Here is a 14,667-nt window from a genome sequence, read left to right on the forward strand (position 1 = left end):
CCATGAAAAACATCATTCGCATCGGCGACAAAACGAACCGCGACGGCACTGTTCTATCGGGTTCCACCGTCATGGTATTCAGGGGTATTGGCGTCGCTCGCCAGGGCGACCCGGTAGATTGCCTGATCCATGGTCGGACAGAGATTGCCGAGGGGCACCCAACGTTTCACGACAGCGGTATTCCGGTGGCCTTTCACGGGCATCGCTGCGCCTGCGGTTGCACCTTGATTTCATCACTGCCCGAAGCGAGTGCGAGCTAGCCATGTTGCCTAATGGGTTGCATACCGTTTTCGACCACAGCCGGCACACCCTGAATGTGCGCAACGTCGAAGCCCTGCTCGACGTTCTGACGTTTGAAGGCGAGGAACGCTTGAGTCAACCCTTCATCTATCGCGTGGAATTCACCTGCACCGAGCGTGACCTGCCCGCCGACGCCTTGCTGGGCCAGGACGCCAGTTTCAGCCTGCGCGCCGCGCCGCAAACTGTGCCCCTCACAGGGTTGAGCACGCCCGAGGTCAAGCCGCTGCGTACGCTGCACGGCGTCGTCACTGGCTTCAAGCGGCAGTCCGGTTCCAACGACGAAGCCTGCTATCAAATCACCTTGCAGCCGCGTCTGGCGTTACTCGATCGCGGCCAGCAGTTCCGCCTCTATCAGCATCAGTCGGTGCCGGAGATCGTCGAAAGCATCCTGCGCAGCCGCCATGGTTTTGAAGGCCAGGACTTTCTTTTTCGCCTGCAACGCGACTACCCCAAACGCGAGCAGGTGATGCAATACGGCGAAAGCGACCTGAGCTTTATTGCTCGTCTGCTGGCCGAGGTGGGTATCTGGTATCGCTTCACCAGCGATGAGCGCCTGAGCATCGACGTCGTCGAATTTTGCGACGACCAGCGTCACTACCAGTTCGACGTCGAGCTGCCGTATCGCCCGCTATCCGGGCTGGTCAGCAGCGGGCAGGACGCGGTGTGGCAACTGCAATCCAGCCACAAAGTGGTCGAGCAACAGGTGCATATCCGCGCCTACCAGCACCGCGACGCCAGCGCGCACCTGAGCGGTGCGATCGACCAGAGTCGGGGCGCGACCACCACTTACGGCGAGGCCTACCACTACGCCGAACCGTACCGCGTGCTCGGCGATGCCCAGGCCCAGGACGAAGACCTGCAAAGCGAAAGCGGCTATTTCTTTGCGCGCCTGGGGCACGAACGTTACCTCAACGATCAGGCTCGGCTGAGCGGCATCAGCAGCAGCGCGATCCTGGCACCGGGGCAGGTGCTCAACGTCTCCGGCGGCGCACCGCAGGCTTTCACGCCGGGTGCGGTAATCACTTGCCTGACCACCAGGGCCGCCCGGGATCGCAGTTTCGAAGCCACCTTTCAGGCCATGCCTTATTCAGAAACCGTGTGCTTTCGCCCGGCGCTGCTGCCCAAACCGCAAATCGCCGGCACCGTACCGGCCCGCGTCACCAGCCCACAGGCCAACGACCCCTACGCGCATATCGATCTGGAAGGGCGCTACCGAGTGAACTTCCTGTTCGATCGCGACAGCTGGAAACCCGGTGAAGAAAGCCTCTGGCTGCGCTTGGCCCGTCCCTATGCGGGCGACACCCACGGCCTGCACTTGCCGCTGATTCCCGGCACCGAAGTGGCCATCGCCTTCGAACAAGGCGACCCCGACCGACCCTACATCGCCCATGCCCTGCACGACAGCCAGCACGTCGACCACGTGACCCTGCGCAACTACAAACGCAACGTGCTGCGTACGCCGGCCAACAACAAATTGCGCATGGACGACACGCGGGGGCAGGAGCACGTCAAGCTCAGTACTGAGCACAGTGGCAAGAGCCAGTTGAATCTGGGGCATTTGGTGGATGCCGAGCGTAAGAAGCGGGGGGAGGGATTTGAGCTGCGCACGGATGGTTGGGGGGCGATTCGTGGTGGGAAAGGGTTGTTTATCAGTGCTGATGAACAGGGTCAGGCTCGGGGTGAACAACTCGATATGGAGGCCGCTATTGAGCAACTCGAAAGTGCGTTGTCGCTGGGGCGCTCCCTGGCTCAGGCTGCCCGTAACGCTGAAGTGAAGCCTAGCGATACTGGAAGCCAACTAGCTTTGGTTGAGGCACTCAAGGGGTTGGCACAACCGGGTGTTCTGCTACATGCGCCGGCGGGTATTGGTGTACTCAGCCCTAAAGCCGTATGCCTGTCTTCCGGAGGGGAGAGTGTGGGTATTATGGCCGCGCACAACACTGACATCAGCGCCGGGCACGACATCACTGCTGCCGCCGAGGGTGGCGTCAGCGTGTTCGCACAACGTGCCGACCTGCAACTCAAGGCGTCTCAAGGCAAGGTCGAATTACACGCCCAGGGCGCCAATCTCCACGCTCTGGCAAAGACCGATATCAAGATCGAAAGCGTCGAAGGGCGTGTGGAAATCAGCGCCCCCGAAGAACTGGTGCTCAACTGCGGTGGTGCGTACATCCGCCTGAAGGGCGGCGAAATCGAGATAGGCGCCCCCGGCAATATCTACCTTAAAGCTTCGCATGTGCAAAAACTCGCGGCTACAAGTCTGGATACCCCGGCGTCACCGCTGCCGGCGGGTTACTCCGCAGGTTATACCTTGAAGGATGAAGCTCAGGCGCCGATGCCATTCACCCGTTACCAGATCACCACCCAACAAGGGGAGGTGTTTAATGGGGTGACCAACAAGGATGGTCAGACCATGAGTGTTCATACCTTGGTGCCCGGAGAGTTAAAGGTTGAACTTCCGGAACAATTACCAGAGTCAGGTCCAGGACATTGGGTGACAATTGATCACGATTATCATGGATTGAAAAACACCGCTCTTATGGTAATCAATCGACTCGTGTCTATGGGCGATGAGGGGCGGCTTTTCGGGTCGGAAGGCAAAGACTACATGAACACTAAACGCGACAAAATTCAGGTATGGAAACCTCTGCCTGAGGATGCCTACGAAGTTCTTGTAACGCAATCTGCCATTCGCCGGTATGGAGAAGAACGACGCATAACTCAAACATTCCTGGAGGGGGATGATACTTGGTTTAAAGGTGGGAAGTCTTGGTATTGGCAACCGGGGATGGCTGATGACGTATATTAAAAAAGGGGGGTTGGCAAATGAAGACAGGATGGATCTTCTTGTTCTGGGGGACTATGGATTTATTTTATATTGCCCGATTCTGTTACCTCGGTTTTTCTAATGGGAGGATTCCATTTTACAGTGACATTCAATCTCTCGTACCGCTAAGTGTGGAACATGGCTTGGTTGCGGTGTTGTTTTTGTTGTTTGGGTTGATTTTAAATATTTCAATGTTTTTTTCAGTGTATCTGTTTTTTCGAGGGTCGAGCCAAGCCCCATGTTTAGCCTATGCTCAAATTCCGCTCAGATTAATACTTGTCGTGCCGTCGTTGTCTTTTGTTTTGTGGTTCTCGAAAAGCGTAGGTGTTACGTCGGCTGTCTTGATGATTACGTTGTTGTTGCTTTCTGAAATGTTAAAGTTTTTGTCAATATTCTTTAGGGGTAGGCTGCGTTTCTCTTAGTTGTGGTTGCTGTCATTTTAATAGTAATTCAGTGGCTGAATGGTTGTTCAACACATATAAATTTTCAAGGACTGACATGAACTATCCCTATCATCGTACTGACACGCTCAACCCATTCAAGGATTTTACTGGCGGTCAACAGAAACAGCATTGGATCGAATTCCAATTGCTGGACGAGCAGGGCGAGCCCTTGGCGAACATGCCCTATCAAGTGATCAACGACGCCATCCGTGAGGGCTTCTTCCCCGGATGCCCGGGGCAAAGCGATGCTCAGGGCGTGATTCGTATTGAGGGGCTGCACCCGATCCCCATCACCCTGAAATTGCAGGCCAATCCGTTGGCCGAGCTGCTGCAAACCCGTCGCCTGCGTGCCGTACGTGCCGAGCCGTCTCGGCCAGGAATCGGTAACCGCACTCCACTGTACGGTCCGCAGCGCTCGGGCTTCTCGCCGATTGAGAAACAGGCTCAAGCGGAGGGTCACGACTATCACTACCTGCGCATCGGCCAACTGTGCGACAAGGAACCGGACTTCGCCCCGCCTTTGGCTGATCGCAAACTGCTTCCGGCTTATCACTTCCCGGACGCGAAATTCAAGGGTTTCACGGTCAGCGGTGAGGAACTGGATCGCCGTCATGTGTTGGAGGTTTGTCCGTTTCGTGCCTGGTCGCTGGTCCTGCACCACCAGTCTGAGTACAGCCTGGCCAACGCTTACAACCTGGGGTTGATGAGTATTCTTGCTTACAGCACGTTGCCCAAAAAGGAACGTGGATCCGTCGATGGTTTTTTCGAACAGCAATGTCTTGACCTGTCCCGCACCCCCGGGGTTTGGGATGGAAAAATGATGTGCCCTTGCCTGGTCCAGGACGTGCCCTTCGATGATCGCTATACAACGGTCAAACCGTTGGATACCACTCAGGCCTATCCTCCAGAAGGCGATACCCAGCTGTTCTACGCCATCAGTGCCGTCCAGGTGCTGGTGGCTTGGCGGGGCACCGAGATGACTTTTCCCTTTACCGATCTGGCAACGGACGTGACCTTTCGCCCAGTCAAATCAGAGGTTTCGGCAAACTGCGAGCCCAAGGTACCCTGCGCCGATCTGACCCCGCAGGGCCATGTGCATCTGGGCTTTCGCGATGCGTTCGAAGTGGCCCGGAGACTCTATGCCGAGCATCTGGGCGAAACGATTCCTGAAATAGCCGCTGATAGGGAATTATTTATCTGCGGACACAGCCTGGGCGGTGCCCTTGGGCTGATCCATGCGGCATCGCTGAAAGACAAGAATCCCCTGCTGTACACCTATGGCATGCCGCGAACCTTTACCCTCAAGGCCGCGCAGGGCCTAGGCGAGGTCAGGCATTTTCGTCATGTCAACGATACCGACCTGATCCCCAGCGTGCCGCCCGAGGCCGAACTGGATAATTACCTGTACAACCTCTATGGACCGCTGGGAACAACCCTGGGATTTACCTGGTCGTTGCTTCAGCTGGCCACCAGCCCGCTGTTCAAGTACGGCGACTCCTTTTGCCATCATGGCGAAATCGCCATGTTCTTCAAAGCCGATCAACACCGGCAGGCTCGCGGGTCGCACTACCCGGCGTATCGCAACAAGGACGGGCTCGGCGCGCCCTATCACACCACCATCGCCCGCCGCCTTCCAGAGAAGACCAAATTCTACCTAGTGCCCAGCTTGAGCGAGGCCGCCGACCAACAGGCCGAGTACGATCAGCAGTGTTTCACCACCTCGTTGAGCGCCGAAAGCCGGGCCCGCTTCTTCGCACCCCATGGCAACCCTAAACCAGGTCGGCTGACGGGCGTGCTCAATCACTTCATGTCGGAATACCACCCCTATATCTACAACCAGTTGCTGGAATCTATCGACCCTGTGCGCGAGCCGTTGCTGGATCGACAAACGCAACGGCAAAAATTCGAACAGCAGATGACGGCCAACGCCGAGAGCACTCCAGAGCATGAACTGGCCCGCAACCGCGTATTTCTCGACCTGCAGAACCAGTTGAGCCAAGCCTTGCGCGTTACCCGGAAAACCGAAGGCGGCGAGGAGGCCTTGCAGCGCTTCGATGCCGTGGCCGACCCCGAGGCCTATTACGAAAAAATCTACGGTTAAGCCCGCAAGAGCCATAGAGGACAAGACCATGCTCAAGAGAACGCCTATCGTGCTGCTCAGCCTGTTTGTCAGCGTGACTGGCTGCGCCAAGGATCTTAGCTTGGCCCCACCGCCTGATAGCGAACGGATAACGGTGACCGTGAAAGTGCCTGAGGACCTGAAAGCACGCGCTATGCAGGTGATGTATCGCTCGACCCTTTGCACCTTCTTCAGTCGCAACGCCTGGGGAGAGCCTTATAAACGCGATGGCTATCAGCGTACCGATATGCAGCCCGTGCGTCAGGGGCAGAGTGATATCTATGAAGTCAGGCTGCCCATCGATGGTGGCGGTGCCTGTCAGTGGCGTTTGAGCAACGTGACTTTTGGTGTCACTTACGCGGATCCCACTCGTTTTGGTGAGAACGTAACTTGGGGGGCGGGGGGCGGTGTTGTAGTGATATTCGATCACAACAATTCGTCACAAGGGGGGGCGGATATCGAAGTTGATGGGGATTTGACACTCAAGAAGGACTACTACCCTTGGGTAAAGGAGAGTTTTTTAGGCGGATATATCAAACGAGTCAGTCTTGCGGGTGAAGGCGATATCTATCTGATGTATCAGGCCTTACAGGCTCGGCAGGTGCATTTCGAACCCGTTCTGCATTCTGATTTCTTGGTTTACTCGGTACAACCGAAAGAGAAGAAAAAGGGAAACCATACTGCTTTCACTTATCCCGATGGAAGTGTTTTGGCAGATGGTCAATCCAAGCCGAATTTCCGTAAGTTGCAAGCCATCCGCCAGGCTGCGCAAAGCAAGAAATGAAGTGCATTTTTCTTGCCACGTTTACTGATTGGTTCGCCAGCCTTTGCGGTGCAAATTGACCAGTTTTTAATTATTGGAACTAACTTGAATGTCCCAGGGATTTGTTTTGTTGGGTGATAAAACCACCCACGATGGAGAAGTGATATCGGCCTCGTCCACAATGATCGTTAATGGTCGGCCAGTGGCGTTGGTAGGCGACGAAGTCAGTTGCCCGATTCATGGAGATAACCCAATTGTCGAAGGCTGCCCGAACTGGTCTGAGGGGGATCAGGCGATGGTGGTCAACGGCTGCCGCTGTGAGTGCGACTGCCAAGTGATTTCCAGCGCTCCCGATTGCGGGGTGGATTAGCCATGGGCTGGGATCGTCAGGCACCTCATGTGGTGGAAGTTCCAAAATCGCCTGTGCTGGGTCGTTGGTTATTGGCGGCTATCATGGCGGTATTGGTCGGCGTGCTGCTGTTTTTGCTGCATGCCTCCGAACAGATGCCGTTACTGCGTACGCTTAATATTTGGGCATTGTCCGCTTCGCCATGGGTGGTCTGGATCCTGGCGTTCGGTGCGCGTGCCCATGCCTACGGGAGTGCGCTGAGCCGTTACCAGTTTCTGGAGGAGGAGGCGCAAAATGCCCAGCATTCCTGGCAGGGTTGGGCGCAGCGCTACCTGGCAGTGTCTGCCAGTTGTGTACTGCTGCCTGATCAGGTGTCTGCGAGCGTATTGGCTCAGGGTTTCTTTGACTTCCTTCCCCGTGCAGGGCAAGCACGGCGTATCGCGGCTTTACCTGTAGGGCCGAAGCGCGCTCAAGCTGGGTTGCAGATGTTGACCCAGGCATTGGTGCCGGCACTGCATGCGTTGCCTGCGGGGCAGGAACTGCGCGTCACCCTGCTGAGCGATGTCGATCCTGAGGAATACCAAGCCTTGCGCGATGCATGGCAGCAGATCTGGAGCACCACGATGAGCCGGACGCTACCTGCAACGCTCGCCTTGGCTGGTGAATTGTCATACCGATGGATCGATGAAACGTTGAAGACTTCGAGCGCAGCCATTGAGTTGATCCTGGTGCTCCAGGTTCACGGTGAGGATTCTTACTCCGACGGGCTTGCCGCTTTGCTGCTATGCCCGGACAGTCTGGCGATCGTCTTGGACCTACCGATAACGGCTGGCTTGTTACGGCCAATGCCATTGGATATCGGCACGTTGGACCGTGAATTACCGTTGTTTCTGCAAACCCAAGTCAGCGCTCGCCTAGCAACTGGTCTGTTGGCCGACGCCGCCGACTGGCAGCCACTGAGCGGAAAAATGCTTGCTGTATCCGGCGCCCATGGTGCTTCGCTCAAGGCGGAGCAGCAATGGAATCAGGAACGTCTGTGCGGGCTGTCGGGGCCACTCGGTCATTGGCTGGTAACTGCGCTTGGTGTGGAAATGGTCCGGCATCAGCGCAAGCCATTGTTGGTATTGGCCCGAGAAGAATCGCGGCGCTGGATAAGCACGGTTACCACGGGAGAGTTGGCATGAAATTTTGGAATAATTCATGGCGCCGCGCGGGGGCAGCAGTGTGGATCATTACGCTTGTAACCGCGCTGGGCTGCGCGATCTGGACGTATGGCAATCGAGCCGGGTTGGTCGAGAGTCACCACAAGCTGTTCGCTTTTTTAATGATCATCACCATCATAATGGTTGGCTTTCTGGCACCACGGCTATTGGCGCATCTGAATCGTCAAAACCACCGCGAGCAGTGGCGTGCGGATAAGGTCTATCCCCCGGCAGATGCACAGATGGCTTTGCCTCGTCAGCCGGTTGTTCATCTCCCAGAGCTACGCCACCACCTACGCAGCGGCTACGGCTACTTCTGGCGCCGCAAAGTCCGCCTGCTTCTGGTCGTCGGCGAGCCCGCCGAAATCGAAGCCATCGCCCCAACCCTGGCCAAGCAGTTCTGGCTGGAAGGGCGAAACACCGTGCTGCTATGGGGCGGCAGTGCGCAGGCGGTGCTGGATCAAGCATTCCTTGAGCGATGGGCTGGGCTGAGTCGCTGGCGCGCGTTGGACGGCGTGGTCTGGGCCTTGAACAAAGAACAGAGCGCCGATGACGGGGCGATGAGTCGTGGGGTCAATCATCTAAGGGACCTTGCCCGTTCACAGCGCTGGCAGTTGCCACTGTACCTGTGGCAGGTGTGCGACAGCGAGTGGGATCAGGACAAGCGCAAGGTTCAACCGGTCGGTTGCCTGCTGCCATCTCGCGTGACGGCGACGGCGTTGGCGTCTTGTTTGGCTCGCCTGCTGGAGCGCTTGCGCCGTGAGGGGCTGGCGCAGGTGAGCGCTGTGATGGGCCATGATTTTCTGCTTCGCCTTTCCCGCGATCTGCAGGCCGAAGGCATTGCCCGTTGGCGTGAAGCGCTGGTGCCATTGTCAGGAAAGTACGTCCAGGGTGTGCGGTTGCGAGGACTGTGGTTCAGCCTGCCGTTGTCGGCGGCAAGTCAGGCCCCCGTCGATCATCATTGGCAAGCCGCTCCGACCTGGGATGGCGTGCTCGGCGACAAGGCTTTCTCTCATCGTCGCCTGGGCTGGAACGCCACGCGCGTCGCTTACGCGTTGGTGTTGGGTTTGGCGCTGGTGTGGGGCGCAGGACTGTTGCTGTCGTTCGTCAGCAATCGTGTACTGATCGATCAGGTTCAGACCTCGCTGGCGGCGTTGCAACAACCGGGCAATGGCGACGAGCAATTGAGTGCGCTCAACGATCTGGTGCGGGAGCTGGCTCGTCTGGATTACCGCGCCGCACACGGCGTGCCTTGGTATCAGCGTTTTGGTCTGAATCAAAATCAGGCGTTGCTCGAGTCACTGTGGCCGCGTTATGTCGAGGCCAACAATCGCCTGATTCGTGATCCGGCCGCGACCCGACTACACCAGCAGCTCAGCGCGTTGCTCATCTTGCCTCCGGACAGCCCTGAACGTGCCGAACGCGCCCACGACGCCTACAACCAGCTCAAGGCTTACTTGATGATGGCGCGTCCGGAAAAAGCGGATGCCGCGCTGCTGGTCAAGACCCTCGGCGATGCCGAGCCCACGCGCGAAGGGTTGTCGCCTGGGCTCTGGCAAAGCCTGGCGCCCAACCTCTGGACGTTTTACGGCGAACACTTGGCCGCGAATCCGGCGTGGCGGATCGAGGCCGACCCGAGGCTGGTGGCGCAAGTCCGGCAGATTCTGCTTGGCCAGTTGGGGCAACGTAATGCCGAGGCCAGCCTGTACCAACAACTGCTCGATGATGCGGCCAATCACTACTCGGACCTGAGCCTGCCCCAACTGGTGGGTGACACCGATGCATCGGCGCTGTTCGCTACCGCCGCCCGCGTGCCGGGTGTGTTCACCCGCCAGGCCTGGGAGGGGCAGGTGCGCCAGGCTATTGATGAAATCGCCGAGGCGCGGCGCGAGGAAATCGACTGGGTACTCAGCGACAAGCCCTCCGACCTCGACACCCGACTGAGCCCGGAGCGGCTGCGCGAGCGTCTCACCGAACGTTACTTTCAGGACTACGCCAGCGCCTGGCTGAGTCTGCTCAACAGCCTGCGCTGGCAGGAGGCTGGGAGCCTCGACGAGGTGATCGACCAGTTGACGCTGATGAGCGATGTGCGCCAATCACCGCTGATTGCCCTGATGAATACCCTGGCCTATCAGGGTCAGGCAGGCGCCCGAACCCAGGCCTTGGCCGACTCGCTGGTGAAGTCGGCGCAAAAGCTCATCGGACAGGACAAGGCACCGGTAATCGACCAACTGGTCCACTTACCGAGCAGTCCGTTGGACGCGACCTTCGGCCCGCTGTTGGCGTTGTTGGGCAAGGGTCCTGAAGGCAAAAACGACAATGACGGCCTGACTCTCCAGGCCTTCCTGACTCAGGTGACACGGGTACGTCTGAAGCTGCAACAAGTCAGTACGGCGCCCGATCCGCTGCAAATGACCCAGACGCTGGCGCAAACCGTATTTCAGGGGCGCAGGATCGACCTGACCGACACCCAAGCCTACGGCAGCCTGATGGCCGCCAGCCTGGGCGCCGAGTGGGGCGGAGCGGCGCAGACTCTTTTTGTGCAGCCGCTGGAACAGGCCTGGCAACGGGTCTTGCAACCCTCGACGGCAGGGCTCAACAGCCAGTGGCAGCGCTCGATCGTCAGCCATTGGAACGAAGCCTTCACCAGCCGCTACCCCTTTGCCGCAACCGCCAGCGACGCGTCTTTGCCAATGTTGGGGCAGATGATTCGGGCCGACTCCGGGCGCATCGAGCAGTTTCTACAGCACCAGTTGAGCGGCGTGTTGCGTAAGGAGGGCAACCGTTGGGTGGCGGACCCGCGTCACGGTCAGGGCTTGCGTTTCAACCCGCAGTTTCTCGGCGCCATCAACCAGCTCAGCGCCCTGGCCGATGTGCTCTACACCGACGGCGGCATGGGCCTGAGCTTTGAGTTGCAAGGCAAACCGGTGCGCGATGTGGTGCAAACCACCTTCATCCTCAACGGCGACAAGCACCAGTACTTCAATCAGAAGGAAAGCTGGCAGCGCTTCAGCTGGCCGGGGCGCAGCGACTACCCCGGCGTGAGCCTGAGCTGGACCAGTCTGCTGGCCGGTGAACGGCTGTTTGGCGACTACCCGGGTACATGGGGCCTGATCCGTCTGTTGGAGAAAGCCCAAGTCACGCCGTTGGACGACGGGGACAGCCGCTACCGCATGGTGCTCAAGGCCCCGACGGTGTGAACCTGATCTGGCACTTGCGCACCGAGCTGGATGCGGGGCCGATGGCGTTGCTCAAATTAAGGGGCTTCAAGTTGCCCCAGCAGATATTCCTCAATGAGGGCGCCGCAGAAGTGCCGTATGCGCAGATCGGTGTCTTTGAATGAGCCTGCACAGGATGAGCGGTAGTGGCGTTAGAAAGCGTGACATGGGGGGAGGGTGGCCGGGCCGCTCTTTACCTGAAAAATCACCGTCGACTTCTGCGCAATCACTCAATAAATACCGCTATTCAGGGATCGATATGAACGACACCCGGCACCGTACGGATACCCTCAACCCACGTAAGGTGGTTACAGGACCGAAACAGAAACAGCATTGGGTCGAATTCCAGTTGCTGGACGAGCAGGGTGATCCCCTGGCGAATATGCCCTATCAGGCGATCAACGACGCCATCCGTGAGGGCTGCTTCCCTCAATGCTCGGGGCAAAGCGATGCCCAGGGCGTGATCCGTATTGAGGGGCTGCACCCGATTCCCATTACCCTGAAGTTGCAGGCCAATCCGCTGGCCGAGCTATTGCAAACTCGTCGCTTGCGTGGCGAGCGTGCCGAACCGCCGTGGCCTGTCATCGGTGGCCGCACCCCGCTGTATGGTCCACAGCGCTCGACCTTCTCCCCCGAAGAGGAGAAGGCGCTTGCGGCGGGTCACCGCTATCACTACCTGCGTATCGGCCAGTTATGCGACCAATTGCCGACTCTTGACCCGCCATTGGTGGACCCGAAGCGGCCCCCGGCGTTTCACTTTCCGGACCCGGCATTCAGCGGTTTCACGGTTGATTACGAAGCACTGAATCGCCGTCATGTGTTGGAAGTGTGCCCCTTGCGTGCCTGGTCGTTGGTGCTGCATCACCAACCCGAATACAGCATGGCCAATGCCTATAACCTTGGGTTGATGGCCAATCTGTCCTACAGCGTCGTCGCCCAGAACATGTTGAAGCAACGACCGGACACCGATCCCAGTACCGTCTCAGGCTCGGTGGAGGAGTTTTTTTTCCGCCAGTGCCTGGACCTGTCGCGCACGCCGATGATGATCGACGCCGGAGGAACACGCCTGCCGGCACTGGTGGTAGACGTCCCCTTCGACCAGCGCTACACCACGGCGGTGATGCTTGATTCGCTGATGGCCGAGCGGCCGTTAGGTGAGTCGGACATTCCACGGCTCATCATCGAAAACACCCAGCTGTTTTATTGCATAAACAAGACTCAAGTGGTCGTGGTGTGGCGCGGGACGCAGGAGCCCAAGGACTGGCTGACCGATGTGCTGTACCGCCCGATGCCGGCCGATGGCAGCGGCTGCGACTTGAAGTCTGCGTGTACGCCGTTGACTGATGTCGGCAATGTGCATTATGGGTTTTTGAACGCGTTTGAGGTGGCTAAAATTTTGTTTCCTAAACGGTTCACTGAAATTCAGGAAGCCTTGGTGGATAAACAGTTATTCATTTGCGGCCATAGCTTAGGCGGTGCCCTTGCCCTGATCCACTCTGCGGAGTTGAAAGATAGCGATCCTTTGCTCTACACCTACGGCATGCCCCGCACATTCACAGCTAAGGCACTGGAGCGCCTGAAAGCGGTGACCCATTTCCGCCATGTCAACGACGCGGACACTATCACCAGCGTGCCGCCCGAGGCGGAGCTGGATAACTGGCTGTACGACGTCATGGGCCCACTGGGCCATGACCTGGGCTACATCTGGTCCGTGGGTGACCTATTGGCCGGCAAACTGGTGCGTTTTGGCGACCCCTATTGGCATCACGGGCAGCTCGCCATGTTCTACCGCGCCGACCAGCATTTGGAGTCACGGGCCTCCAATAACCCCGCCGAGCGTAGTAGAGAAGGCCTGGGTGCGCCTTATCACACCACCATTCTTAGGCCTTTGCCGCACCGCACGCGTATCTACCTGGTCCCCAGTCTGAGCGATGAATTCAGCCGCTTCGCCCGCGAAGACCACAAGGCCCTGATCCGCTCGTTGAACCGCGAAAGCCTGACGCGTTTCTTTCCGTCACACACCAACCCCGAGCGCAGCACCAAACGCAGCAGCCCGATGGATCACTCGATGATCGCTGCGTACTTACCCTTCCTGCACAACCAATTGCTGGAGCTGAGTGCCCCTGAGCGGCCACTGGAGCGCAAGGCGCAACGGGCGAAGTTCGAGGAGCAGATGTATGGCGCGGGCGTCCCCGAGGCGGAAAGGCAACGCAACGAGCAGTTCCTTGCCCTGCAGAAGTTGTTACCCATGGCACTGCGCATGACTCAAGAACTGGAAGGTGGACCTGAGGCGCTGCAGCGTTTCTGCCGTGAGCGCGAGTTCGGCGTGATGATCGAGATCACCCAAGCCTGAATCGACGCATCCGGGATGCTGCGGCCCAGCAAACACATCAGCCACAGGGAAGACCTGAAACCATGAACATTCTGATCCACCCGGCGCAATTTCCAATACAACACCCGACCTATCGGACGGTCGAGGAAAGCGGGGTCGCCCAGCCCTTCGTCCGCTATCGCATCACCACCCGAGAACGCACGGTGTACGAGGGCGTGACCAATCATGAGGGTTACACCCAACCCATCTCCACCCGCTACCCGGAAGCGGTGACCATTGAGTTTCCCGACGCATTGCACGGAGGAACACAGCCTATGAATGCCTGCCTAAACCATACGAGCGGCGCACTGTTGCTGCTGTTCAGCCTCAGCGGTTGCGCCCAGTATCAGGCCTTTTCTCCGCCACCGGACGGTGAGCAGGTCAGCATGACGGTGAAGGTCCCCCCGAATCTGGCGGCGGAACCCATGCAGGTGACGTACCGCTCGGAGAAATGCCCGATCAAACGTTCCGGGCCGGACTGGACCACGTATGAAGAGGACGGCTATCTAGTCACCACAGTTCAGCCGCAACAGCAGGGGCAGAGCGACCTGTATGAGGCGAAGATTTCCGTAAATGGTGGTGGCAGATGTCAGTGGCAACTGAGCAATGTGACCTTTGGCGTCACCTACGCCAACACCTCACACTTCGGAGAGAACGTTAAAGCGGGGCCTGGAGGGGGCGTTATTGTGATGTTCGATCAGCACTTGCCACAACAACGTTCTGCTTTTCAGCCGACGATAAAAATCGACGGTGATGTGATGATCAGGGAGGACTATTACCCCCGATTCAGTGAGCAATTTATTGGCGGACATAAAAAACTCGTTTGGATACTCGGCGAAGGTGAAACTTACTTGTACTACCGTTCCCTAAATGCGCGAAAGGTAATATTCGAACCCCTGCTACACGCCAACTATGTGCTGTATTCGGTAGGACCGAAGGTGAAGAAAGAGGGTAACTATACCCGCCACACCTACCCTGATGGGAGCGTGACGGCTGATGGGCGTAACCCTAGTTTTAAGAGGCTTCAAGATATTCGCTTAGCTGCGGAGAACAAGAAATGAATCGTGCTCTATTA

The 14,667-nt window shown here is 58.0% G+C and carries 8 protein-coding genes and 1 pseudogene; all 9 read left to right on the plus strand.

What is annotated here, in order from left to right:
- Positions 1-2 precede the first annotated feature (2 nt).
- The 9 genes and pseudogenes from BK665_RS17955 (at position 3) to BK665_RS18000 (ending at position 14,653) form a co-directional block, all read left to right on the plus strand.
- Complete coding sequence (locus BK665_RS17955) at positions 3-260, plus strand: PAAR domain-containing protein (RefSeq protein WP_123407776.1); 258 nt, start codon at positions 3-5, stop codon at positions 258-260.
- Positions 261-262: 2 nt separating this feature from the next.
- Positions 263-3,109: a type VI secretion system Vgr family protein gene (locus tag BK665_RS17960; RefSeq protein WP_259699621.1), complete on the plus strand. Its 2,847-nt coding sequence runs from the start codon at positions 263-265 to the stop codon at positions 3,107-3,109.
- Positions 3,110-3,625: 516 nt separating this feature from the next.
- On the plus strand, positions 3,626-5,671 hold the full coding sequence (locus BK665_RS17970; RefSeq protein WP_123407780.1) for a Tle2 family T6SS lipase effector: 2,046 nt from the start codon (positions 3,626-3,628) through the stop codon (positions 5,669-5,671).
- A gap of 28 nt (positions 5,672-5,699) precedes the next feature.
- Positions 5,700-6,473 carry a hypothetical protein gene (locus BK665_RS17975; RefSeq protein WP_123407782.1) on the plus strand — a complete coding sequence of 258 codons (774 nt, stop codon included), beginning with the start codon at positions 5,700-5,702 and terminating at the stop codon, positions 6,471-6,473.
- Positions 6,474-6,561: 88 nt separating this feature from the next.
- Positions 6,562-6,822, plus strand: coding sequence for a PAAR domain-containing protein (locus tag BK665_RS17980; protein WP_123407784.1), 261 nt, complete (start codon positions 6,562-6,564; stop codon positions 6,820-6,822).
- Between the two features lie 2 nt (positions 6,823-6,824).
- Positions 6,825-7,985, plus strand: coding sequence for a KPHS_23130 family T6SS system protein (locus tag BK665_RS17985; protein WP_259699622.1), 1,161 nt, complete (start codon positions 6,825-6,827; stop codon positions 7,983-7,985).
- 260 nt (positions 7,986-8,245) lie between these two features.
- Positions 8,246-11,346, plus strand: a pseudogene (locus tag BK665_RS17990) (ImcF-related family protein).
- A 134-nt stretch (positions 11,347-11,480) separates the two neighbouring features.
- A complete protein-coding gene (locus BK665_RS17995; RefSeq protein ID WP_123407786.1) occupies positions 11,481-13,574 on the plus strand; it encodes a Tle2 family T6SS lipase effector in 2,094 nt (697 codons plus the stop codon).
- A 62-nt stretch (positions 13,575-13,636) separates the two neighbouring features.
- Entirely contained in the window at positions 13,637-14,653 is a 1,017-nt protein-coding gene (locus BK665_RS18000; protein WP_259699623.1) for a hypothetical protein, read from the plus strand.
- The last annotated feature ends 14 nt before the right edge of the window (positions 14,654-14,667 follow it).

It is taken from the genome of Pseudomonas frederiksbergensis, assembly GCF_003732665.1.
Lineage (GTDB): Bacteria > Pseudomonadota > Gammaproteobacteria > Pseudomonadales > Pseudomonadaceae > Aquipseudomonas > Aquipseudomonas frederiksbergensis_G.